General features: G+C 69.1%; 24 protein-coding genes and 1 riboswitch. Of the genes, 11 read left to right on the top strand and 13 right to left on the bottom strand.

The window, feature by feature from the left end; all coding sequences use genetic code 11:
- Positions 1–52 precede the first annotated feature (52 nt).
- Positions 53–262: a PspC domain-containing protein gene (locus AB5I40_RS30890; RefSeq protein WP_037807882.1), complete on the top strand. Its 210-nt coding sequence runs from the start codon at positions 53–55 to the stop codon at positions 260–262.
- A gap of 97 nt (positions 263–359) precedes the next feature.
- Here the strand turns inward: AB5I40_RS30890 and groL are convergent, their stop codons facing one another.
- From groL to AB5I40_RS30870, 4 genes are all read right to left on the bottom strand, one after another.
- Positions 360–1,988 (bottom strand): chaperonin GroEL, encoded by a 1,629-nt coding sequence (groL, locus tag AB5I40_RS30885; RefSeq protein WP_009083991.1) that lies wholly within the window; start codon positions 1,986–1,988, stop codon positions 360–362.
- Between the two features lie 266 nt (positions 1,989–2,254).
- Entirely contained in the window at positions 2,255–4,006 is a 1,752-nt protein-coding gene (locus AB5I40_RS30880; protein WP_370933760.1) for a serine/threonine-protein kinase, read from the bottom strand.
- A 71-nt stretch (positions 4,007–4,077) separates the two neighbouring features.
- Entirely contained in the window at positions 4,078–4,281 is a 204-nt protein-coding gene (locus AB5I40_RS30875) for a cold-shock protein (RefSeq protein ID WP_370933759.1), read from the bottom strand.
- 104 nt (positions 4,282–4,385) lie between these two features.
- The gene (locus tag AB5I40_RS30870; protein ID WP_370933758.1) at positions 4,386–4,997 is read right to left on the bottom strand and encodes an AIM24 family protein; all 612 of its coding nucleotides are present in this window, start codon (positions 4,995–4,997) and stop codon (positions 4,386–4,388) included.
- 134 nt (positions 4,998–5,131) lie between these two features.
- Here AB5I40_RS30870 and glp point away from each other — a divergent pair, with 134 nt between their 5' ends.
- Complete coding sequence (gene glp, locus AB5I40_RS30865) at positions 5,132–6,325, top strand: gephyrin-like molybdotransferase Glp (protein ID WP_370933757.1); 1,194 nt, start codon at positions 5,132–5,134, stop codon at positions 6,323–6,325.
- 22 nt (positions 6,326–6,347) lie between these two features.
- On the opposite strand, the gene AB5I40_RS30860 is transcribed toward glp, so the two are convergent.
- Together AB5I40_RS30860 and AB5I40_RS30855 are read right to left on the bottom strand one after the other, a co-directional pair.
- Positions 6,348–6,770 (bottom strand): hypothetical protein, encoded by a 423-nt coding sequence (locus tag AB5I40_RS30860; protein ID WP_370933756.1) that lies wholly within the window; start codon positions 6,768–6,770, stop codon positions 6,348–6,350.
- Positions 6,761–6,967, bottom strand: a complete 207-nt coding sequence (locus tag AB5I40_RS30855; protein WP_370933755.1) for an ArsR/SmtB family transcription factor — start codon at positions 6,965–6,967, stop codon at positions 6,761–6,763. Before AB5I40_RS30855 ends, AB5I40_RS30860 begins: the two co-directional genes overlap by 10 nt.
- A gap of 61 nt (positions 6,968–7,028) precedes the next feature.
- Between AB5I40_RS30855 and AB5I40_RS30850 the strand changes: the two genes are divergently transcribed.
- Positions 7,029–7,319 carry a GlsB/YeaQ/YmgE family stress response membrane protein gene (locus tag AB5I40_RS30850; RefSeq protein WP_037807900.1) on the top strand — a complete coding sequence of 97 codons (291 nt, stop codon included), beginning with the start codon at positions 7,029–7,031 and terminating at the stop codon, positions 7,317–7,319.
- A gap of 39 nt (positions 7,320–7,358) precedes the next feature.
- Here the strand turns inward: AB5I40_RS30850 and AB5I40_RS30845 are convergent, their stop codons facing one another.
- The gene (locus AB5I40_RS30845) at positions 7,359–7,535 is read right to left on the bottom strand and encodes a hypothetical protein (RefSeq protein WP_344264981.1); all 177 of its coding nucleotides are present in this window, start codon (positions 7,533–7,535) and stop codon (positions 7,359–7,361) included.
- Between the two features lie 225 nt (positions 7,536–7,760).
- Between AB5I40_RS30845 and AB5I40_RS30840 the strand changes: the two genes are divergently transcribed.
- Together AB5I40_RS30840 and pssA are read left to right on the top strand one after the other, a co-directional pair.
- Positions 7,761–8,474 carry a phosphatidylserine decarboxylase gene (locus tag AB5I40_RS30840; RefSeq protein ID WP_370933754.1) on the top strand — a complete coding sequence of 238 codons (714 nt, stop codon included), beginning with the start codon at positions 7,761–7,763 and terminating at the stop codon, positions 8,472–8,474.
- A 2-nt stretch (positions 8,475–8,476) separates the two neighbouring features.
- Positions 8,477–9,445 carry a CDP-diacylglycerol--serine O-phosphatidyltransferase gene (gene pssA / locus AB5I40_RS30835; RefSeq protein WP_370933753.1) on the top strand — a complete coding sequence of 323 codons (969 nt, stop codon included), beginning with the start codon at positions 8,477–8,479 and terminating at the stop codon, positions 9,443–9,445.
- Between the two features lie 7 nt (positions 9,446–9,452).
- On the opposite strand, the gene AB5I40_RS30830 is transcribed toward pssA, so the two are convergent.
- On the bottom strand, positions 9,453–10,082 hold the full coding sequence (locus AB5I40_RS30830; RefSeq protein WP_370933752.1) for a winged helix-turn-helix transcriptional regulator: 630 nt from the start codon (positions 10,080–10,082) through the stop codon (positions 9,453–9,455).
- Between the two features lie 67 nt (positions 10,083–10,149).
- Here AB5I40_RS30830 and AB5I40_RS30825 point away from each other — a divergent pair, with 67 nt between their 5' ends.
- A complete protein-coding gene (locus AB5I40_RS30825) occupies positions 10,150–11,016 on the top strand; it encodes an alpha/beta fold hydrolase (protein WP_370933751.1) in 867 nt (288 codons plus the stop codon).
- 51 nt (positions 11,017–11,067) lie between these two features.
- Entirely contained in the window at positions 11,068–13,356 is a 2,289-nt protein-coding gene (locus AB5I40_RS30820; RefSeq protein WP_370933750.1) for an AAA family ATPase, read from the top strand.
- Between the two features lie 318 nt (positions 13,357–13,674).
- Here AB5I40_RS30820 and AB5I40_RS30815 read toward each other — a convergent pair whose 3' ends face one another.
- Both AB5I40_RS30815 and AB5I40_RS30810 read right to left on the bottom strand, forming a co-directional pair.
- Positions 13,675–14,337, bottom strand: coding sequence for a LytR C-terminal domain-containing protein (locus AB5I40_RS30815; RefSeq protein ID WP_370933749.1), 663 nt, complete (start codon positions 14,335–14,337; stop codon positions 13,675–13,677).
- Positions 14,334–14,642, bottom strand: coding sequence for a DUF3263 domain-containing protein (locus AB5I40_RS30810; protein WP_009084016.1), 309 nt, complete (start codon positions 14,640–14,642; stop codon positions 14,334–14,336). The genes AB5I40_RS30815 and AB5I40_RS30810 overlap by 4 nt, the downstream gene beginning before the upstream one ends.
- Positions 14,643–14,781: 139 nt before the next feature.
- Between AB5I40_RS30810 and AB5I40_RS30805 the strand changes: the two genes are divergently transcribed.
- The 3 genes from AB5I40_RS30805 to thiD all read left to right on the top strand — a co-directional run bounded on the left by AB5I40_RS30805 (position 14,782) and on the right by thiD (position 18,219).
- Positions 14,782–15,348, top strand: coding sequence for a peptide deformylase (locus tag AB5I40_RS30805; RefSeq protein ID WP_370933748.1), 567 nt, complete (start codon positions 14,782–14,784; stop codon positions 15,346–15,348).
- Positions 15,349–15,628: 280 nt separating this feature from the next.
- Positions 15,629–15,761, top strand: a riboswitch (TPP riboswitch).
- Positions 15,755–17,398 (top strand): phosphomethylpyrimidine synthase ThiC, encoded by a 1,644-nt coding sequence (gene thiC / locus AB5I40_RS30800; protein ID WP_281390799.1) that lies wholly within the window; start codon positions 15,755–15,757, stop codon positions 17,396–17,398. Its footprint overlaps the riboswitch before it by 7 nt.
- Positions 17,395–18,219 carry a bifunctional hydroxymethylpyrimidine kinase/phosphomethylpyrimidine kinase gene (thiD, locus tag AB5I40_RS30795; protein WP_370933747.1) on the top strand — a complete coding sequence of 275 codons (825 nt, stop codon included), beginning with the start codon at positions 17,395–17,397 and terminating at the stop codon, positions 18,217–18,219. The genes thiC and thiD overlap by 4 nt, the downstream gene beginning before the upstream one ends.
- Positions 18,220–18,226: 7 nt before the next feature.
- Here thiD and AB5I40_RS30790 read toward each other — a convergent pair whose 3' ends face one another.
- Together AB5I40_RS30790 and AB5I40_RS30785 are read right to left on the bottom strand one after the other, a co-directional pair.
- The gene (locus AB5I40_RS30790; RefSeq protein WP_370933746.1) at positions 18,227–18,898 is read right to left on the bottom strand and encodes a glycerophosphodiester phosphodiesterase; all 672 of its coding nucleotides are present in this window, start codon (positions 18,896–18,898) and stop codon (positions 18,227–18,229) included.
- A 10-nt stretch (positions 18,899–18,908) separates the two neighbouring features.
- Entirely contained in the window at positions 18,909–19,889 is a 981-nt protein-coding gene (locus tag AB5I40_RS30785; RefSeq protein ID WP_370933745.1) for a hypothetical protein, read from the bottom strand.
- Positions 19,890–19,981: 92 nt separating this feature from the next.
- Between AB5I40_RS30785 and AB5I40_RS30780 the strand changes: the two genes are divergently transcribed.
- Complete coding sequence (locus AB5I40_RS30780; protein WP_370933744.1) at positions 19,982–20,185, top strand: hypothetical protein; 204 nt, start codon at positions 19,982–19,984, stop codon at positions 20,183–20,185.
- On the opposite strand, the gene AB5I40_RS30775 is transcribed toward AB5I40_RS30780, so the two are convergent.
- Complete coding sequence (locus AB5I40_RS30775; RefSeq protein ID WP_370933743.1) at positions 20,182–21,189, bottom strand: phosphatidylinositol-specific phospholipase C domain-containing protein; 1,008 nt, start codon at positions 21,187–21,189, stop codon at positions 20,182–20,184. The genes AB5I40_RS30780 and AB5I40_RS30775 overlap by 4 nt on opposite strands.
- Positions 21,190–21,193 lie beyond the last annotated feature (4 nt).

The raw sequence follows: 21,193 nt of genomic DNA, 5'->3' as shown, positions 1-21,193 counted from the left end.
TCCGGGGCGATCCCGGATGTGCCGCCCGCCCCGGTCGCGGAGTATTGCTGTCATGACGGACAACGTGCAGGCCGCACCGGCCAAGAAGATCTTCCGCAGCCGCTCCGACCGCATGCTCACCGGCGTGTGCGGCGGATGGGCGAACTACCTCAACGTCGACCCCTCGATGGTGCGCATCGCCGCGGTCGCCGGGGCCGTGCTCTCCGCCGGGGTCATTCTCCCGGTCTACGCCGCCGCGGCCGTGCTGACGCCCGAAGACTGATCGCCCGGCACCGTGCCCCGGGAGCTGCTGGCACAGAAACGGGCGAAGCCCGGCCCACCTCGAGGGTGAACCGGGCTTCGCCGGAAAGCAGCCGAACTCAGAAGTCCATGCCACCCATGCCGCCGGACGGGTCGGCCGGAGCGGCAGCAGCCTTCTCCGGCTTGTCCGCGACGACAGCCTCGGTGGTCAGGAACAGCGCCGCGATGGAAGCGGCGTTCTGCAGCGCGGAGCGGGTGACCTTCGTCGGGTCCGGCACGCCGGCCGCGAGCAGGTCCTCGTACTCGCCGGTGGCGGCGTTCAGGCCGTGGCCCTGCGGGAGGGACTTGACCTTCTCCGCCACGACGCCGCCCTCGAGACCGGCGTTGATCGCGATCTGCTTGAGCGGAGCCTCGACGGCGACCTTGACGATGTTCGCGCCAGTGGCCTCGTCACCGGTCAGCTTCAGGCCCGCGAAAGCGGCCTCGGCAGCCTGGATCAGGGCCACGCCGCCGCCGGCGACGATGCCCTCTTCCACGGCGGCCTTGGCGTTGCGCACCGCGTCCTCGATGCGGTGCTTGCGCTCCTTCAGCTCGACCTCGGTCGCGGCGCCGGCCTTGATGACGGCCACGCCGCCGGCCAGCTTCGCGAGCCGCTCCTGCAGCTTCTCGCGGTCGTAGTCCGAGTCGGAGTTCTCGATCTCCGCGCGGATCTGGTTGACGCGACCCTGGATCTGGTCGGCGTCGCCCGCACCCTCGACGATGGTGGTCTCGTCCCGGGTGATGACGGCCTTGCGGGCACGGCCCAGCAGCGACAGGTCCGCGTTCTCCAGCTTGAGGCCGACGTCCTCGGAGATGACCTGGCCGCCGGTCAGGATCGCGATGTCCTGCAGGATCGCCTTGCGGCGGTCGCCGAAGCCCGGGGCCTTGACGGCGACGGACTTGAAGGTGCCGCGGATCTTGTTGACGACCAGGGTCGCCAGGGCTTCGCCCTCGACGTCCTCGGCGATGATCAGGAGCGGCTTGCCGGACTGGATGACCTTCTCCAGCAGCGGCAGGACGTCCTTGACGTTGGAGATCTTGGAACCGAAGAGCAGGACGTACGGGTCCTCCAGCTCGGCTTCCTGGCGCTCCGGGTCGGTCACGAAGTAACCGGACACGTAGCCCTTGTCAAAGCGCATGCCCTCGGTGAGCTCCAGCTCGAGCCCGAAGGTGTTGCTCTCCTCGACGGTGACGACGCCTTCCTTGCCGACCTTGTCCAGCGCCTCGGCGATCAGCTCGCCGATGGTGCGGTCAGCGGCCGAGATCGAGGCGGTAGCAGCGATCTGCTCCTTGGTCTCGATCTGGACGGCGGCCTTGTGCAGCTGCTCGGTGATGGCCTCGACGGCCGCCTCGATGCCGCGCTTCAGCGAGATCGGGTCGGCGCCGGCCGCGACGTTGCGCAGGCCCTCGCGCACGAGCGCCTGGGCGAGCACGGTGGCGGTGGTGGTGCCGTCGCCCGCGACGTCGTCGGTCTTCTTGGCAACTTCCTTGACGAGCTCGGCCCCGATCTTCTCCCACGGGTCCTCGAGCTCGATCTCCTTGGCGATGGAGACACCGTCGTTGGTGATCGTCGGCGCGCCCCACTTCTTTTCGAGCACGACGTTCCGGCCCCGCGGGCCGAGGGTCACCTTGACGGCTTCGGCGAGGGTGTTCAAGCCGCGCTCAAGACCGCGGCGGGCGTCCTCGTCGAACGCGATCAGTTTGGCCATTGCGGTGTGGTCCTCCGGTATTGGGCGCCACCGCCGCGCTGTCTCCAGCGGCGGCAGCAGGACACGTCCTCGGCCAGGCTCGGTGCCCGCGACGGACGACTGACCGGTGGGTCAGCCTCACCGTCCCGACCTTCAGGCAGGCGGTCGGTGACCGCTCGCCTAGCACTCGACGGCGTCGAGTGCCAATGCCGTGTTTAGCACTCTCCGGGGTCGAGTGCAAGGAGCGCAGGTCAGCGTCGGTGCGCTTCCGCAGCAGGTCGGCCGCGTCAGTGGCTCGGCTGGATGTGGATCGACGACGGCGGCGGGCGCAGCGACGACGGACCGGCGGACTTCGAGCCGCCGGGGCCGACCGGGATGTTGGGCGCGGACGACGTCGGCGCGGTGCCGCCGTTGCCGTTGTCGTCCCCGCCGAAGAGGAAGATCGCGCCGACGACCAGTCCGGCCACGACGAGCACGCCCAGCGCGATCCACAGCCACTTCAGGCCGCCGCTCTTGGCCTGCTTCTCGAACGCGCCCGCGCCGCCCGCCGGGGACGGCGGGCGCAGCCGCATCGGGTCGCCGAAGGCTTGGGTCGGGTGGTTCTGCTGGTTCGGCTGACCGGGGTAGCCGGGTTGGTTCGGGTAGCCGCCGTAGCCCGGCGGGGGGCCTTGCTGAGGCTGCTGACCCGGTTGGCCTGGCTGGCCCGGGTAGCCGTAGCCGGGCGGGGGGCCTGCCGGTGCTTGGCCGGGGTAGCCCTGCTGACCTGGCTGCGGCTGACCGGGCTGCGGTTGGCCGAGTTGCCCGGGCTGCGGCTGACCCGGCTGGGGCTGGCCGGGCTGTGCTGGATAACCGGGCGGGGGCTGGTTGCCGTAACCGGCGGGGCCGCCGTAGCCGCCTTGGGTGGCGTATCCGGGCTGGCCGGGTTGTGCCCAGGAGCCGGGAACGGCCTGGCCGCCGGGCGCACCCGGGGCACCGACGCCGGGAGCGCCAGGACCCGGTCCCGCAGCCCCGGGGCCTCCCGGCTGCGCGCCCGGTCCGCCAGGACCAGCCGGTCCACCGGCACCAGGCCCGGCGGGACCGCCAGCGCCGGGACCACTGGGCCCACCGGGTCCGCCCGCGCCACCAGGTCCTTGCTGCATGCCCGCCTCCGGAAGTCCGTTCGGCCGGGCGGGGCCCGGCGGGGTGTCCGAGGTCGCGAGCGGGCCGAGCGCCACCCGGGCCGCGGCGATCATCGCGACGCAGTTGGGGTAGCGGTCGTTCGGGCTTTTCGCCATGCCCTTGCGGATGACCTCGTCCACGGCGGCCGGGAGCGCGACCACGCTCGCCACCGACGGCGGCTCGCCGCCGAGGTGGCCCTTGATGACGGCGGGGACGTCGCCGCGGAACGGCGGGTTGCCGGTCAGGCAGGCGAACAGCACGCAGGTGAGGGCGTACTGGTCGGTGCGGCCGTCGAGCGGTTCGCCGCGCAGGTGTTCCGGGGCGGCGTAGGTGGGCGAGCCGAGGAAGTCGCCGCCGCGGGTGCGGTGGCCGGTGGCGCCGCGGCGGGTGAGGCCGAAGTCGGCGACGTAGACGTGCTCGCGGGAGGTCTCGCGGCTGGTGACGAGGACGTTGGCCGGTTTGACGTCGAGGTGCACGAGGCCGTGGTTGTGCAGCGTGTCGAGGGCGTCGGCGACCTGGTCGAGCAGGCTGAGCGCGCGCGACGGGCTGATCGGGCCCGCGGACATGAGGCCGGCGAGGTCGCCGCCGTCGACCATCCGCATGGCGATGTAGAGCATGCCGTCGAGTTCGCCGAAGTCATACAGAGGCACGACGTTGGCGTGGTCGATCGCGGAGGTGTTGCGTGCCTCGTCGACGAACCGTTCGCGGAACTCGGCGTCCGCGCCGAGGTGGTCACCGATGACCTTCAGCGCCACCTTGCGGCCGAGCCGCGTGTCCGTGGCCTGGTAGGTCACGCTCATGCCGCCCTTGCCGAGCACCGAGTCGATGCGGTAGTGGCCCAGCTGGCGACCGGTGAGGTCCCCCGACACGTCGCCTGTCACGCAGCGCAGCTTAACGCGCCGGTATCCGCTGCCACTGCCGGTTCGCCCAACCGGTCAGGACAGCTGCCTCGCTAGACCTTGCGGACGTCCGCGGCCTGGCTTCGGCCGTCGCGGCCGGACTGGACTTCGAACTCCACCCGATCGCCCTCGTCGAGAGTGCGGAATCCGTCGGCCTGGATGGCCGAATAGTGGACGAAGACGTCCGGACCCTCGGGGGATTCGATGAACCCGTAGCCCTTTTCCGAGTTGAACCACTTGACGGTGCCGAGTGCCACGGCGCCTCCCTCGGGACAAGAAATCGCTGTCCATCAGCGTGCGAAGTGGAGTTCACGCTACCGGAATCAGCGCTCCCGGCAATGGGGTAATCGGCAGATTCCCCTTACGCCTGCGACACTCGCCGGTTGCGCGATTGGACGAGCACGGTGCCCGGTCCGGCGAAATCGAGGACGAGTCCTTCGCCGGTTCGCAGCGACTGCGGACCGCTCGGATCAAGCGCGCGCAACCGGCATTGCACGGTGTCGGGATAGGCGAGGAGATAGTCCGGGCGCACGGTCACGATCTCGCCGCGGCCGAGGTCGAACGAGTCCACCGGGCCGGGCGCGGTGAGCAGGAGCGGGCCGCGGCCGCTGTAGTGCTCGAGGAACCCCGAATCGGCGCCGAACAACTGCTGCAGTGGGGCCCAGTTCTGGTCGACGCGGACCGTGCTCGGCCGCGCGAGGACGCCTTCGCGGTGCACCGACCAGCCGGTGGAACCGGTCAATTCGAGCGGATAGACGTCGCCGGGCCCGAGCGGGGCCAGGTCGACCCAGCCGCCTTCCTGCGGCGCGGTGAACACCGAAGGACCGCCCTTGCGGCCGCGGTTCTGGTTCGTCTCGGCCACGTTGAAGCTGCTGGCCAGCAACGATTCCGAGGCCGCCTGCACGGCTTCGCCGGGGGCGAGCAGCACGCGGGCGACGCCGAATCCCGGCGTGTGCCTGGTGTGGACGCGCATGTCAGCGGGGGTTCGCGAGCGCGGCGCGCCCGGGCTGGTTGCGGACCCGAAACTGCATCAGAACTCTCCCCGTACTCCCCGGCTTGTGCCGGGAGAGTGTTGCACGACGGGCAGCAAGAGGGAGGATGGTCCGCGTGATCTCCGTCGACGCCTACCGCGAGACCGTGACCGAACTGCTCGGCCGCGCGCCTGTCCGCACTGTTCCGGTGGCCGAAGCCGCCGGGCTCGTCCTGGCCCGCGACGTGCTCGCCGACGTGGCGCTGCCGCCCTTCGACAACTCCGCGATGGACGGGTACGCCGTGCGCGCCGCGGACGTCGCCGAGGTCCCGGTGACGCTTCCGGTCGCCGACGACATCCCGGCCGGACGGGTCGACGTCAAGCCGCTCGAATCGGGTACCGCTCAGCGGATCATGACCGGCGCGCCGCTGCCGCCGGGCGCGGACGCGATCGTGATGGTCGAGGACACCGACCGCGGGACCGCGGAAGTCCGGATCTCCCGCGCGGCCGCTGCCGGCAACCACATCCGCCGGATCGGCGAGGACGTCACGAAGGGGACCGTCGCGCTGCACGCGGGCACCGTGCTGAGCCATGCGCACCTGGGCCTCGCCGCCGCGGTCGGGTTGGCGGAGCTCGAGGTGTACCGGCCGCTGTCGGTGCTGGTGGTGTCGACCGGCACGGAGCTGGTGGAAGCCCCGAACCCGTTGCAGCACGGGCAAATCTACGAATCGAACAGCGTGATGCTGGCGGCGGCTTTGCAGGGGCTCGGTTGCCGGGTCGAGGTCGTGCGCAGCGTGGTCGACGACGTGGAGGAATTCCGCAAGATCATCGAGCCGCGGCTGGAGTCGGTGGATCTGCTGATCACGTCTGGCGGGGTGTCGGCCGGTGCGTATGAGGTGGTGAAGGACGCGCTGACCGGGCAGGGCGTGGAATTCCAGAAGATCGCGATGCAGCCGGGCGGGCCGCAGGGGTGCGGGCGGTGGAATGGCGTGCCGGTGGTGACGCTGCCGGGGAATCCGGTGAGTGTGCTGGTGTCGTTCGAGGCGTTTTTGCGACCGGCAGTGCTGTCAGCGATGGGCCATTCGGACGTGGACCGGCGGCGGGTGCGGGCTCGGTTGACGGAGGACATGACTTCACCGGCTGGGCGACGGCAGTACCGGCGGGGGTTTTATACGCCGGTTCTTGGTGAGGTGACTGGGATTGTCGGGCCTCGGGGCGGGCCGGGGTCGCATTTGCTGGCGGCGTTTACGCAGGCCAATTGTTTGATCGTCTTGCCGGAGGAGGTTTCGGCGGCTGCGGAGGGGGATGAGGTCGAGGTGCTGCTGCTTTAGCGGCGGGCAACCGGGCCGCCGATCAGCCGACATGCGCGGCGACCCGATCATCTCGTGCGACCTCACGGCCCGCGGCAATCGCACTGTCGCATCGGACGCCGACCCACAACACCCGCGTTCGGAATTCCGGCCCGACGATCACCTGTCCGTCCGGAGCGAACTCGATCCCGGCATTCGGCGCGGGCACCGAACAAACCCGGATTTCCGCGAACACCGCACCGCCTGCCGCAGCACTAGCCCGGCAGACCCAGCCCCGCAGTCCCGTCCAGTCCACAAGAGACGGAGCGCGGCACCCCGCACGCGGCTCAGCTCTGAAACCACGCCCGAACACGAACACCGGCTTCCGTTCCGCAGAAGGATCAGCAGCCGACTTGGCACCGAATTCAGAGAAAAGCGCAGTCGTCCGTTCATTCAGCTCAGCCAATTCCGAAGGCGTCAGCCGCATCGGTCCCGGGCCAGTTCCGGCGCTTCGATCACCAGCCCGGCCCCGGAAAGCACCTTCAGGTGATGGCTCACATTGCCCACCGCCTGCCCGGTTTTCTCCGACGCGTTGGCCGGGCCGTCGGGCTTCAGCATGTCCAGCAGGCGGCGGCGCAGCGGATGCGACATCGCGGCCAGCACCTGGGAATCGCGGACCTCCATGATGCACAAACGTCGTTGTACAACAACTCTTGTGCATTAGCCCGAAGGTATCCTCGCGAGCATGGGCATCATCCTGTGGATCGTCTTCGGCGCGCTGGTCGGCTGGATCGCGAACCTCGTGGTCGGCGGCCGGGAGCGGCAGCGGCAGGGCTGTCTCGTCAGCGTGCTGGTCGGCGTGGTCGGGGCGGCCCTCGGCGGCTTCATCTACCGGCTCGCGACCGGTGAGCAGCAACACTTCGAGTTCGATTTCCCGAGCTTCGGCGTCGCGATCCTCGGCGCGATCGTGCTGCTGCTCGTGTTGCGGCTGGTCAGCGCCGCGACTGCGAGCCGCCGCGATCGTGACCGTTGGTAACGGTTTCCCGACGATCTGTCAGAACACCCCGGTCGCGGACTAAACTGATCCGTTCCGCGCCCGGGTGCGTGCTTCGTCGGGGGACGCATGCACCCGGGCCGCGTCCCGCACGAGCCGGGCGGCGTGCACCGGGTCGACGAGCTGGGGAACGGGTGCCGAGAGGACATCCCGGCGCCAGGCGCGCAACAGTTGCGCGAGCAGATCGGGTACGGCCATCGTCTCCCTCGCCAGGTCGGCCCGGGCACCGGTCCCGAGCGGCGTCAACTACCCGGTGTTATCGGATTGTTCGACGCGTCGTTACCGGTTTGTGGTCGCGCCCACCCGCGCCGGGGCAACCCTTACGACCAGGGGCCAACGGGTCCGCCGCAGGCGGGCGGTAGCGTGGGGAAGCCCAAATCGGACCCTTTCACCGACCGAGACGAACAGCGGGGAACTCGACCCATGAGCGGCCAGCCCACCGGTAACCCCCTCGCGCACGCTGTCCAGCTGGCCCGCGAGACGTTCCCGCCGATGCACCCGGCAGGACGGCCGTTCCTCCTCGGCGGTCTGGCCGCGACCATCGTGGCGCGCCGGTTCTCCAAGCGCCTCGGCGTGGCCGGCGCGCTCGCCACGGCGGGCATGACGGCGTTCTTCCGCGAGCCGAAGCGCGTGCCCCCGCTGCGGGACAACGTCGCGATCTCGGCCGCCGACGGCACCGTCTCGCTCATCGAAGAAGCGGTTCCGCCCGCCGAGCTCGGCCTGCCCGCCGAGCCGCGGATGCGGGTGAGCGTGTTCCTCTCCGTCTACGACGTGCACGTCCAGCGCACGCCGGCGGCGGGCGTGATCTCGAAGGTCGCGTACAAGCCGGGCAAATTCCTTTCCGCGGACCTCGACAAGGCGAGCGAGGTCAACGAGCGCAATTCGCTGGTGCTGCACACGGTCGACGGCCACGAGCTCGTCGTCGTGCAGATCGCCGGGCTGGTCGCGCGCCGCATCCGGTGCGACGTCCGCGAGGGCGACAAGGTGGCCGCCGGCGAGACCTACGGCATCATCCGCTTCGGCTCGCGCGTCGACACCTACCTGCCGCCGGGCAGCCGGGTCGTGGTGGCCAAGGGCCAGCGGACCGTCGGCGGCGAAACCGTGCTCGCCGAACTTCCTGCGCTGGGAGAAAGCTGACCATGGTCCGCGTGACCACCCCTGGCGTCCGGCTGCTGCCGAACGCGATCACCGTGCTCGCGCTCTGCGCCGGTCTCTCCTCGGTGCAGTTCGCCCTCACCGGCAACTACGCGATGGCGATCGGCTCGATCGGCATCGCCGCCGTCCTCGACAGCCTCGACGGCCGCATCGCCCGCCTGCTCGACGCGACGTCCAAGATGGGCGCCGAACTCGACTCGCTGTCGGACGGCATTTCGTTCGGCGTCGCGCCCGCGCTGGTGCTCTACATCTGGCAGGCGCACGGCGACCGCATCGGCTGGGTCGCGTCGCTGATCTTCGCGGTCTGCATGATCCTGCGGCTCGCCCGCTTCAACACGCTGCTCGACGACACCGACCAGCCGCCGTACGCCGCCGAGTTCTTCGTCGGCGTGCCCGCGCCGGCCGGCGGGCTGGTCGCGATGCTGCCGCTGATCGCCACGCTGCAGTGGGGCGAGGGCTGGTGGTCGGAGCAGTACGTGGTGCTGGTGTGGACCATCGCGGTCGCCGCGCTGCTGATCAGCCGCATCCCGACTCTGTCGCTCAAGACCGTGAAGGCACCTGCGAAGGCGATCGCGCCGCTGCTGGTAGGCGTTGGCCTGCTGGCCGCCGCGATCATCGTGTTCCCGCTGGCGGCACTGGCGGTCGCGCTGGTGCTGTACCTGCTGCACATCCCGTATTCGGTCTACCGGCACCGCTGGCTCGCCGCGCACCCGGAGGCGTGGGAAGTGCCGCCGCGAGAGCGTCGCGCGATCCGCCGAGCCCGCAGCCACCGACGGCTGCGGCTGCGTCCGGCCTCGGGCCGCGTCGCCGGTGCGGCGATGCGCGCGGTGCGGCGCACGAACTCGGACGTGGTGCGGAGCCGGAACCTGCGGGAGCGGGACCACAGCTCGGCCACTTCCGGACCGACCCAGCGGCGGCGCAGCTGGCGTCGGATCGGCATTCGCCGCCGTTAGTTCTGCCCTATCGAGCAGCAAACACGGCACGAACCACAGACTCGGCACCGTCGATTTCGATCATCCCGAGGGCCTTGGCGTCGTCGAGCGCGAGAGCGCCCGCGGCAAGCCCGAGGACGCAGGCTGGATCAGCGCGGACGGTGGCGTCGAGTTCGCGGCCGTCCCTCGGGCCGATCTCGACGCCGGACCGGCTCGCGCGGAGTTGGAAGGGCGGGCCGCCGACCTCGAAGCCGACGGTCGCCGCGGCCCGGATCTTGACCCGTGCGCCGAGCAGTGCGGGAAGGGCGAGCGCGAGCCATTCCGGACGGAACGCGTCGCCCTCGGGGCCGCGGACCATCAACGGGGTCGACCAGCGGATCAGGCTCTCGATCGGCTCCCGCAACTCGGCACCCCACGGCGTGAGGGCGTATTCGACCGCGCTGCCCTTGCCTGCCAGCCGCCGTTCGAGGACGCCCGCCGCCTCCAGATCGCGGAGCCGGTCGGCGAGCAAGTTGGTCGCGATGCCCGGGAGGCCGTCGGTCAGGTCCCGGTAGCGCGCGGGCCCGAGCAGAAGCTGGCGGACGATCAGCAGATTCCACCGGTCGCCGACGATTTCGAGCGACCGGGCGAGCCCGCAGTACTGACCGTAGCCGCGCATCAGGTCCCCTTGCTTGACAATCTCAAGTACGCTTGACTTACTCAAGCATAGCGTCGAGGGGGCCGACATGGCTGAGACCGCACGGCCCGACTGGGTCGATGACGACCTGTTCCCGTTCCAGAGCCGCTTCATCGACATTGACGGGCACACCGTGCATTACGTCGACGAGGGATCCGGCCCCACCCTGCTGCTTCTGCACGGAAATCCGACCTGGTCGTTCCTCTGGCGCGACGTGATCCGGGCCCTGCGCGACGACTTCCGCTGCGTCGCCCTCGACTACCCGGGCTTCGGGCTCTCGACGGCAAAGCCCGGCTATCGCTACCTGCCCGAGGAGCACGCCGACGTGGTCACCGGGTTCGTCGACGCGCTCGGCCTCAGCGGGGTCACGCTGGTCGGGCAGGACTGGGGCGGCCCGATCGGCTTGGCCGCCGCACAGCGCCTGCCGGAAGTCTTCGAACGGCTCGTGCTCGTCAACGCCTGGGCCTGGCCGGTCAACGGCGATCCGTACTTCGAGGCGTTCGGGCGCATCGCCGGCGGACCTCCGATGCGCTTCCTGGCACGCAGGCTCAACCTCGTCGTCAAAGCGTTTCTCCCGATGGGCCACCGAAAGCGGAAGCTGACCGACGCCGAGATCACCCATTACCGCCGCGCGATGGACACGCCCGAGCGACGCCAGGCCTCCGGCGTGCTCCCCGGCCGGATTCTCGCCAGCCGGGCTTTCTTCGCCGAGGTCGAAGCTGGCCTTCCCGACCTGCCGACGCTGATCGTGTGGGGCAACGCTCAGATCGGTTTCCGGCCCCGCGAGCGCGAACGTCTGGAGGCGTCCTTCCCGAACCACAAGACCGTGAGTCTCGACGGCGTAGGGCTTTACGTGGAGTCCGACGCGCCCGACGAATTCGTCGCCGCGATCCGCGACTGGTCAGCGACGCCCTGAGCGGCCTTTCGTTCGCCCACAACCGCCCGCCGGTTCATTAGGGTGAGCAGCGTGAGCGATCCGCAGATCACCCTGACCGTCCGGCACACGCCGTCCGCGCTCGACGCGCGGCGGGGGGTTGTCCGGCTGCACCCGGAAGTGCTCGACGCGCTCGGCCTGCGGGCCTGGGACGCCGTGCACCTCACTGGCGCGCGGCGCACTGCCGCGCTGGCCGCGCCTGCCGCGGAGGAGGCGACGCCGGGTGTCGTGTTGACCGATGACGTCACCATGTCGAACCTCGGCGTCGCTGAGGGCGGCGAGGTCGTGGTCTCGCCGGCAGAGGTCACCGCTGCCCGCACGGTCACGGTGTCCGGGTCTCGGCTGGCGTCGGTTTCGGTGTCGCCGCAGACGTTGCGGCTCGCGCTCACTGGCAAGGTTTTGACCCGTGGCGACGCGGTTTCCCTGTTGCCGCAAGACCTCTCGCCCGCGCCGGGCTCGGACGTCGCCGCTGTCCGCGGACAGTTGTCCCGCGTGATCGGGGCGACCTGGACCAACGAACTGCTGACCGTCACGGCTACCGAACCGGCTGGCGTTGTCGTGGTTGGACCGTCCACTGTGGTCAGCTGGCGGGACGGCGCGCGCACTGGCGCGCCGACTGGCGAACCGTCAGTGCGCACCGCGACCGCGCTCGTTCGCACCACCGCTGTCACCGCGGCCGAGGACTATCTCGACGCGGAGATCGTCGAGGAGGTCGTCACCGAGGCTCGCGAGGAAGAGCTGGACGAGCCGGTGCCGGTCGCTGATCTGGTCGGGGCCGAGAGCGCGGCGCGCAAGCTGGCCGAGTGGTTCGACCTGGCGTTCCACCGGCCGGAGCTGCTGGCGAAGCTGGGCACCTCGGCGCACCTGGGCGTGCTGCTGTCCGGGCCGGAAGGCGTCGGCAAGGCGACGCTGGTGCGGTCGGTCGCCGCGGCGGAGAAGGTGCGCGTGGTGTCGGTGACCGCGCCGAATATCGCTGTGCTGGAACCGAATGCGGCGCACCGGTCGCTGCGCGAGGCCATCGACCGGGCTGCGGGCGGCGACGGTCCGGGCGTGCTGTTGATCAACGACATCGACGCGCTCCTCCCGGCCACGCAACCGCCGCCGGTGGCCACGGTGGTGCTGGAAGAACTGCGCGCCGCGCTGCGCCAAGACGGGCTGGCTGTGGTGGCGACGACCGCGCGGGCCGAGTCGGTGGACCCGCGGCTGCGCGGTGCCGACCTGCTCGACCGCGAGCTGGGGCTGCCGCTGCCGGAGGCGAAAACGCGCGTCGAACTGCTGCGGATCCTGCTCCGCGACGTGCCGGTCGAATCCGGGGCCGACCTGGGCGTGCTCGCCGAACGGACGCCCGGTTTCGTCGCCGCCGACCTGCTCGCGCTGCGCCGGGACGCGGCGTTGCGGGCCGCGCTGCGCCAGCGGGACGTCGAGGAACCCAAGATCTCCCAGCAGGATTTGCTCGACGCGCTGGCCACCGTCCGGCCGATCTCGCTGTCCACTTCGGACAATCTGGCCACCGGCGGGCTGACCCTGGACGACGTCGGCAACATGACGTCGGTCAAGGAAGCGCTCACCGAAACGGTGCTGTGGCCGCTGCGCTACCCGGATTCGTTCGCCCGGCTCGGCATCGAACCGCCGCGCGGCGTGCTGCTGTACGGACCGCCCGGCGGCGGCAAGACGTTCCTCGTCCGGGCGCTCGCGGGCACCGGCGCGCTGAACGTGTTCGCGATCAAGGGCGCGGAGCTGCTGGACAAATGGGTCGGCGAATCGGAACGCGCGGTCCGCGACCTGTTCCGCCGCGCGGCCGACGCCGCCCCGTCGCTGATCTTCCTCGACGAGATCGACGCGCTCGCCCCGCGCCGCGGCCAGTCGTCCGACTCCGGCGTGGCCGACCGCGTGGTCGCCGCGCTGCTCACCGAACTGGACGGCGTGGAGCCGATGCGCGAGGTCGTCGTGCTGGGCGCGACGAACCGGCCCGAGCTGGTCGACCCGGCTTTGCTGCGCCCCGGACGCTTGGAGCGGCGGATCTACGTGCCGCCGCCGGACGCCGAATCCCGCGCCGCGATCCTCGCCGCGACGGCCAAGCACACCCCGCTGGCGTCCGATGTGGACCTCGCGGCCACCGCCGAGGCGCTGGAGGGCTACTCGGCCGCCGACTGCGCAGCGCTGATCCGGGAGGCGGCGCTGACGGCGATGCGCGAGTCGCTGGAGGCGCGCGAGGTGACCGCGGCGCATCTGGACAAGGCTCGCGAGGCGGTGCGGCCTTCGCTGGACGCGGCGCAGTTGGCAACTCTGGAGGCTTACGCGCAGGCGCAGCAGGAGCGTTGAGCTGCTCGTGAATGCTGGCGCCGGTTAGAACCGGCACCAGCACTCACGACCTGCTACGCCGCCCGCCGTGCCGAACCGCACGCCCTCCGCAGCCGCCAATCTCGCTCGCTCGGCACCGACCGCGCGATGTCGAGGTCCGTGAGGGCCACCCTGACGGACGCTGATTCCCTCAGGGTGGCCCTCACGGACCTCCGCAGGAGCGAAGCCACGCGGCTCACCGCCAGCCGAGGCAGCACACCGGACAACGCCCGAAGCGCGGCCTGGCGGACATGACAAAGCCCGCGCCGTAGCGCGGGCTTTCAGCGGCATCGGGGCAGGTCAGCTGCCCTTGTGCCCACCGGGCTGGTAGTCCTTCGTGATGATCACTATCACGCCAGGGCTCGAGTTCTGGATGCCGTCGAATCGCGGCTGGGCCTGGAAGCCGAACTCCTTGGCCAGCTGCTTCGCTGCGGCTTCCTCGTCGGTGCCCGGCCGGAAGTAGGCCGTGGTCGCCGGGATGTTGCCCTGCGAGTAGTTGCCGACCTCGGCGACGTTCCAGCCTGAATTGCGGAAGTCGGCGGCGGCCTGTTCGGCGAGGTGCTTGACCAGCGAGTTGTTGTAGACGCGCAGCGTGACCCACTTGTTCGAGGCCTGCTGGTCCGGACCCGCCTGGCCCGGCTGTCCGGGCTGCTGACCCGGCTGGCCGCCGGGCTGTCCGGGCTGGCCCGAGGCCGGAGCCGACGACGCCGCGGACGACGAGGCCGGGGCCGATGAAGCAGGTGACGAAGGCGCGGAGCTGGGCGCCGCCGAGGACGACTGTTCCGGCGCGGACGACGAGCCGCCGGGTGCGGTGGGTTCGCCGGACGTGCTCGGTCCGGCGTTCTGGTCGCCGCTCGTGTTGAGCACGGTGACCCCGCCGATGACGGCCGCGACCACCGCGATCCCGATCAGCGCGACTCCCGCGGCCTTCAACGGCCGGGACAGTCCCGAGAAGACGCTCATGACAGCTCGATCCCCAACCGCCGGGCCCCGCGTTTGCGCTGACGGGCGGCGCGCGTTTTGCGCAGCCGCTTGACCAGCATCGGATCGGCCGCGACGGCCTCCGGCTTGGCCAGCAGCGTGTTCAGCAACTGGTAGTAACGGGTGGAAGACAGTCCGAAGCGCTCCCGGATGGCGTTCTCCTTCGCCCCGGCGTGGCGCCACCACTGCCGCTCGAACGCGAGAATGTCCAGTTCGCGCTCGGTCAGGCCACCGACATTTTCCGGCGGCGACGGCTGGTTTCCAGCCATCGACTCCGCGGCGTCCATGCGGTCCTCGCAATCGGTGTCGGCAGTCCTTCCGCGGGCGTCATTGAACCACGGAACCCATGCTCGACATGGGCATCCGACACGGCGCGTCACGGTCCGATCCAGGTGTACCAGAAGGGTCCGACTAAACTCGGCGTCCGTGACCGTCCACCCCATCTGCATCGCCGGCGAACCCGTGCTGCACCAGCCCACGCGCGAGATCACCGAGTTCGACGCCAAGCTCGCCACCCTCGTCGAGGACATGTTCGAGACCATGTACGCGGCCGAGGGCGTCGGCCTCGCGGCCAACCAGATCGGGCTCGACCTACGGGTATTCGTATACGACTGCCTCGACGACGAGGGCACCCGGCACCGCGGCGTGGTGGTCAACCCGAAACTCGAGACGTCGGAGATCCCGGAGACCATGCCGGACCCGGACGACGACTGGGAGGGCTGCCTGTCCGCCCCCGGCGAGTCGTACCCGACCGGACGCGCCACGTGGGCGAAGGTGACCGGCTTCGACATCGAGGGCAACCCGATCGAGGTCGAGGGCACCGGCTACTTCGCGCGCTGCCTCCAGCATGAGACCGATCACCTCGACGGGTTCATTTACCTGGACCGGCTCGTCGGCCGCCACGCGCGCGCGGCGAAGAAGATGCTCAAGAAAAACAAGTGGGGCGTGCCCGGCCTGACCTGGCTGCCGCCAAAGGAACCGGCAGACGCCTGACCAGCACGCCGGAGCTTCCCGGACCACAACCCGAGACCGCACCCGGCAACTGGACCACAACCCGAGATCGCGCTGGTTTCTGGACTGAGCGATTTCGACGGCCCCCCGGGCCGGCGAAATCGGGAGGGAAGAAACCAGCTTCCCGGCGATCTCGGCGCCACGGCGGAGCCGGGGCAATCAAACACAGCGCTGGGCAATCAAACACAGTCAGCCACGGCCTGCCCTCAAACCCTTGTGCCGACCCGAGGCGCCATGGCATCGTCGCAAGAGCAACCTCAACCGAATGCAACGCGGGAGCTCGCGCCTTGGCGGGCTGAGAGGGTGGCTGGTGTCCATCTCGCGGACACCCGGCGTCACCGACCGCATGAACCTGACCGGGTAATGCCGGCGTAGGGAGTGAACGTCGTTGACGACGCTGGAAAACCAGGGTGCCATCGCCCCGTCCGTCACCACCGGGCCGATCACCGGCTCGCGGAAGGTCTATCACCGCACCGAATCCGGGCTGCGGGTTCCGGCGCGGCGGATCGACCTGTCGAACGGGGAGCATTTCGACGTGTACGACACGTCGGGGCCCTACACCGATCCGGACGCGAACATCGATGTCCACAAAGGACTGCACCCGCTCAGGTCCGGCTGGGCTGACGGGCGGGAGCACAACACCCAGCTTGGCTGGGCGAAAGCCGGGGTGATCACCCGGGAAATGGAGTTCATCGCCGCGCGCGAACGCTGTACTCCGGAGTTCGTGCGGGACGAGGTCGCCCGCGGTCGCGCGGTGATTCCGGCCAACCGCAAGCACCCGGAGACCGAGCCGATGATCATCGGCAAGAACTTCCTGGTGAAGATCAACGCCAACATGGGAAATTCGGCCGTCTGGTCCTCTGTGGAGGAAGAGGTCGACAAGATGGTGTGGGCCACCCGCTGGGGCGCCGACACGATCATGGACCTCTCCACCGGCAAGCGGATTCACGAGACGCGCGAGTGGATCGTGCGCAACTCGCCGGTCCCGGTCGGCACCGTGCCGATCTACCAGGCGCTGGAAAAGGTCAACGGGGAGCCGGAAAAGCTCACCTGGGAGATCTACCGCGACACCATCATCGAGCAGTGCGAGCAGGGCGTCGACTACGTCACGGTGCACGCCGGAGTGCTGCTGCGCTACATCCCGCTGACCGCGCGCCGGGTCACCGGCATCGTCAGCCGCGGCGGGTCGATCATGGCCGCCTGGTGCCTCGCGCACCACCAGGAATCCTTCCTGTACACGCATTTCTCCGAGCTGTGCGAGATCCTGCGCGAGTACGACGTCACGTTCTCGCTCGGCGACGGCCTCCGTCCCGGCTCGATCGCGGACGCCAACGACCGCGCGCAGTTCGCCGAACTGGAAACCCTCGGCGAACTGACGCACATCGCCCGCGAGCACGACGTGCAGGTGATGATCGAGGGCCCCGGCCACGTGCCGATGCACAAGATCAAGGAAAACGTGGAGCTGGAGGAAAAGCTCACCGGCGAGGCGCCGTTCTACACGCTCGGCCCGCTCGCCACGGACATCGCCCCGGCGTACGACCACATCACCTCGGCGATCGGTGCGGCGCAGATCGGCTGGTACGGCACGGCGATGTTGTGCTACGTCACGCCGAAGGAGCATCTCGGCCTGCCCAACCGCGACGACGTGAAGACCGGCGTGATCACCTACAAGATCGCCGCGCACGCCGCCGACCTCGCCAAGGGCCACCAGTACGCGCAGGACTGGGACGACGAATTGTCCAAGGCCCGCTTCGAATTCCGGTGGAACGACCAGTTCAACCTGTCGCTCGACCCGGACACCGCGCGGTCCTTCCACGACGAGACGCTGCCCGCGGAACCGGCCAAGACCGCGCACTTCTGCTCGATGTGCGGGCCGAAGTTCTGCTCGATGCGGATCACTCAGGACGTGCGCAAGTACGCCGAGGAGCACGGTCTGTCCTCTGTGGAGGCGATCGAGGCGGGCATGGCCGAGAAGTCCGCGGAGTTTTCCGAACAGGGCAACAAGGTCTACCTGCCCGTGGTCAACCAGTGACAGTCACGCCTCGCACCGCCCTCACCATCGCCGGATCCGATTCCGGCGGTGGTGCGGGCGTGCAGGCGGACCTGCGCACGTTCTTCGCCAACGGAGTGCACGGATTGGTCGCGCTCACCGCGGTCACCGTGCAGAATTCACTTGGCGTGCAAGGGTTCTCCGAGATTCCGGTCGACGTCGTCACCTCGCAGATCAAAGCGGTCGCCGAGGACATGGGCGTCAACGCGGCGAAGACCGGCATGCTCGCCACCGCGGAAATCATTCAGGCGGTGGCGAAAACGCTGGACGAAGTCCACATTGGACGAACCACGGACACGCCGTTCGTGGTCGACCCGGTCGCCGCGTCGATGACCGGCCACGCGCTGCTTCGCGAAGAAGCACTGGAAGCGATCCGGACGGAATTGTTCCCGCGCGCCACGCTCATCACGCCGAACCTCGACGAGGTCCGGCTGCTGACCGGCGTCAGCGTTACCGACGCGAAGAGCCAGCACACAGCCGCGGAAGCCTTGCTGGAGTTCGGTTCCCAGTGGGTCCTGGTGAAGGGCGGCCACCTCTACGACGCCGCCGATTGCGTCGATCTGCTCACCGACGGCTCAGCGGTGATCGAGTTGAGCGGCCCGCGCATCGATACGGAAAACACCCACGGCGGCGGCGACACCATGGCGTCGGCGATCACCTCGTCGCTCGCGAAGGGCGCGGACGTGCCCACCGCGGTCGCGGAGGCGAAGCGGTTCATCGAACGCTGCGTTCTGGAGGCTTATCCGCTGGGTGCGGGTGTCGGCCCGGTTTCCCCGTTCTGGCGGCTCGCGAACCCGTCGTAACGGGCGATCAGCGCGCGACCCGGTCGGGATAGTCGGAGATGATTCCGTCGACTCCCAACCGGCGAGCGCGCTCGATTTCCCGTGGATCGTTGACCGTCCAAGCGAAAACCGAGATCGACGCCTCCTGCAGCGCGGCGACCTTCTCCGGCTGGATCGACTCGAATCCGAGCCCCACGCAGTGCGCGCCGCAGTCGCGCGCCATCCGGACCGGATCCACCGGCGCGCCTTCGACCAGCGCGATCGCCTCGAGGCCCGGGTGCTGCGCAACCAGTTCGCGCACTGTGTCGTGATGGAATGACGCCACCAGGAACTGATCGGCGGGCAGGATTTCCGACACGGTCGCGAGAACAGCCTTGGCCGTCGCGGGGTCGAGAATTTCGACCATCAGCCGCACAGAACTGTCCCGGACGAGTTCGCACACCTCGCTGAGCAACGGGATCTGCTCGCCGGCGACGCGCACTTCGGCCCGCAAGCGCGCCAGGTCGAAGTCCCAGAGGTACCCCGTCGCGCCGGTCACGCGGTCGAGCAGCTTGTCGTGGAACACGACGAGTTGACCGTCGCGGGTGGCCTGCACGTCGATTTCGACCAGATCCACGCCGAAGCCGATCGCTTTCCGGATCGACGCGAGAGTGTTCTCCGGCGCGTGCCCTGCGGCGCCGCGATGTCCGATGACCAGCATGCCCGACCTTTCAGGAGGCACAAAGCTTTGTGCCGTGATTCCACTGGAATTCGAACCAGGAGCGGTACACCCGGAAGAGATGGGCGGTCATGGGATCCGCCGCCAACCGGTCGAGATACAGGTAGCCGAACTCGCCGCCGTGGAGCTTTCCCTGGACGAATTCGGTGAAGCCGAGGTACAGATGCCGGTTGTCCACCAGGAAACCGTGGAGCACCGGCGGCAGGTCGTAGGACCGGATCTCGATGGAGATGTTGCTGCTGTCGAGGAAGGCCGCGTTCTCCGCGATCTGGTTGCCGATCTTCTCGATCACCGCGGTCGCGGTCCCCGAGTGGATGGAACTGCCCCCGTCGATGACCGGTTTGATCCGTTCCGCACTGCTTTCGATCAGCATGCCGTGGTATTCGAGATTGCGAAGATTCTTCTGGAAGATCAGTTTGTAGAGCAGGAAAGTCTGCACGACCTCGAGGTCCAGTCCGAGGTTGAGCATCTCGGTCCGTTCCCCGGAATCCAGCGCCGAGATGATCTGGTGCTGAATGTGCTCGAGCACGCCCTGCACCCCGGGCAGCACCGTGAACGCGGGCGAACCGGACGGCGCGGCTTCCGGGACGCTGTCCCGGAGCAATTCCCGGACAACCGCTTCCGGCGGTGCGCGGCGGACCAGCAAACCGAGCACGCGCTCGTCACCGGCTTTGATCGCGGCCTGCAACGGGGTGCGGCCGTTGAGCGGTGCGTCCGCGCGGATTCCCGTGCGCAGCAGCAGTTCGATGGCTTTGAGGTCGCCGTCCGCGATGCACCGGGCCAGCGAAGCGTCGGAAATGTCGACACCCATTCGGCCCAGCGAGGAGCGCGCCCGCGCACGTTTCGAAAAGATCCACGCGACAATGCCGCTGGCACCGAGCAGGATAGTGATCGAGAGGCGGACGACGTCTGTCACGGTTGTCTCGTCCAGCGCGAAATTGCCCACGAGAACCTCGACCGGCGCCATTGCCATGAACCCCGCACCCCCGGCTCGCTTCGAGCGGACAAAACACCATAGCAGGGATCTCGTCCCCTTCCGGTGCTCGTGAATGCGACACTGACCGGATGAGCGAGACACCGGAAGCGTTGTGGGCGAGGCTGCCGCTTGAGGTGCAGCACGAGGTCGACGGCCTGGTCACCGAGCACCGCACCGCTTCGGCGGTCAAAACGATTCGCAAATCGGGCATCACGCCGCGGCCTGGGATCGCCGAAGCGCAAGCGGTGTACCAATATCGGATGTCAGTGCTGAAACCGCCGCCGCGGTTCTAGCCGCGCGAATCCACCGTCGGCAGCACGGTCGTGAGGCCGGTCCAATCGGACGTCACCACGGAAGCGTGCTGCTTGGCCAGTTCAGCCACGCGCTGAGTCGCCTGGTCGACGGTCGGGTTGTGGTCGTCGATAGCGGGCGCGACGTTCTGCCCGTCCGTCATCACCACGTAGTAGTGGTTTTCGTCGTACCAAGACATGCCAGCCTTGGCGAGCCATTCGCTCGCGTCCCCGTCGAACACGACAAACCACGGTTTCTGCTCCGCGGAGTATTTGTCGCGCGGGTCGCCTCCCGCGGCACCGTGCACGGTCGGGAAGATCTGCACTGAATTCAGCTTTCCAGCAGCCTTCTGGTCCAGCAGGTAACCGGCGTACTCGACATCCGTGTGCAGCGTGTCGGTCGGGTTTCCCTCTTCGACGGTGCCGGGGATGATCTCGGTGAGCACCTTGCCCCGCAACGCGTCCAGCGTCGGCCAATTGTCCGCTTTGGACGCTTCATCGAGCGTCGCGTGGCTGCCGAGCAAATCGGCGGGCTTGAACACGGCATCGCCGAGGTGGTCTCGGAAGGCGGTGTCCAGCTGGGCCGGACCGAGGCCGGTATTCGCCGAGAAACCGGTCTTCATTTCGATCTTCAGCGTGAGCGGCGGGCGGCCAGGATGTGCGCCGAGCCAGATCCGGATGTCGTCCAGGCACGATTCGAGGTCCTTGTTCGTCCCGCCGGAGTACAGGTCGGCCGCCGAACGCGCGTCGACGCAATTGTTGCTGTTGCCCAGCGGATTGGAGTGGCTGACCTTCCACTCGTGGGTGAAGAAGTCCGGCCAGACGTCGAGTTCGAGCAGGGACGAGCCGTTGTCCAGCGCCTGCGCGAGATACGGGTACGCGGCGGGATCGTAGGTGTTGTGCACGCCGACGGTGGTCACGTGCGAGAGCTGGGGGCTGTCCGCGCTGGCGACCCCCGGTACCGCCAGCGTGGACAGGAGCAGGAGACCGGCCGCGGCGAGCTTCACTGAT

Origin of the sequence: Amycolatopsis sp. cg13 (assembly GCF_041346965.1) — a bacterium.
Classification (GTDB): domain Bacteria; phylum Actinomycetota; class Actinomycetes; order Mycobacteriales; family Pseudonocardiaceae; genus Amycolatopsis.
The sequence above is the reverse complement of the archived record's forward strand: the minus strand, read 5'-3'. Positions and strand labels throughout refer to the sequence as shown.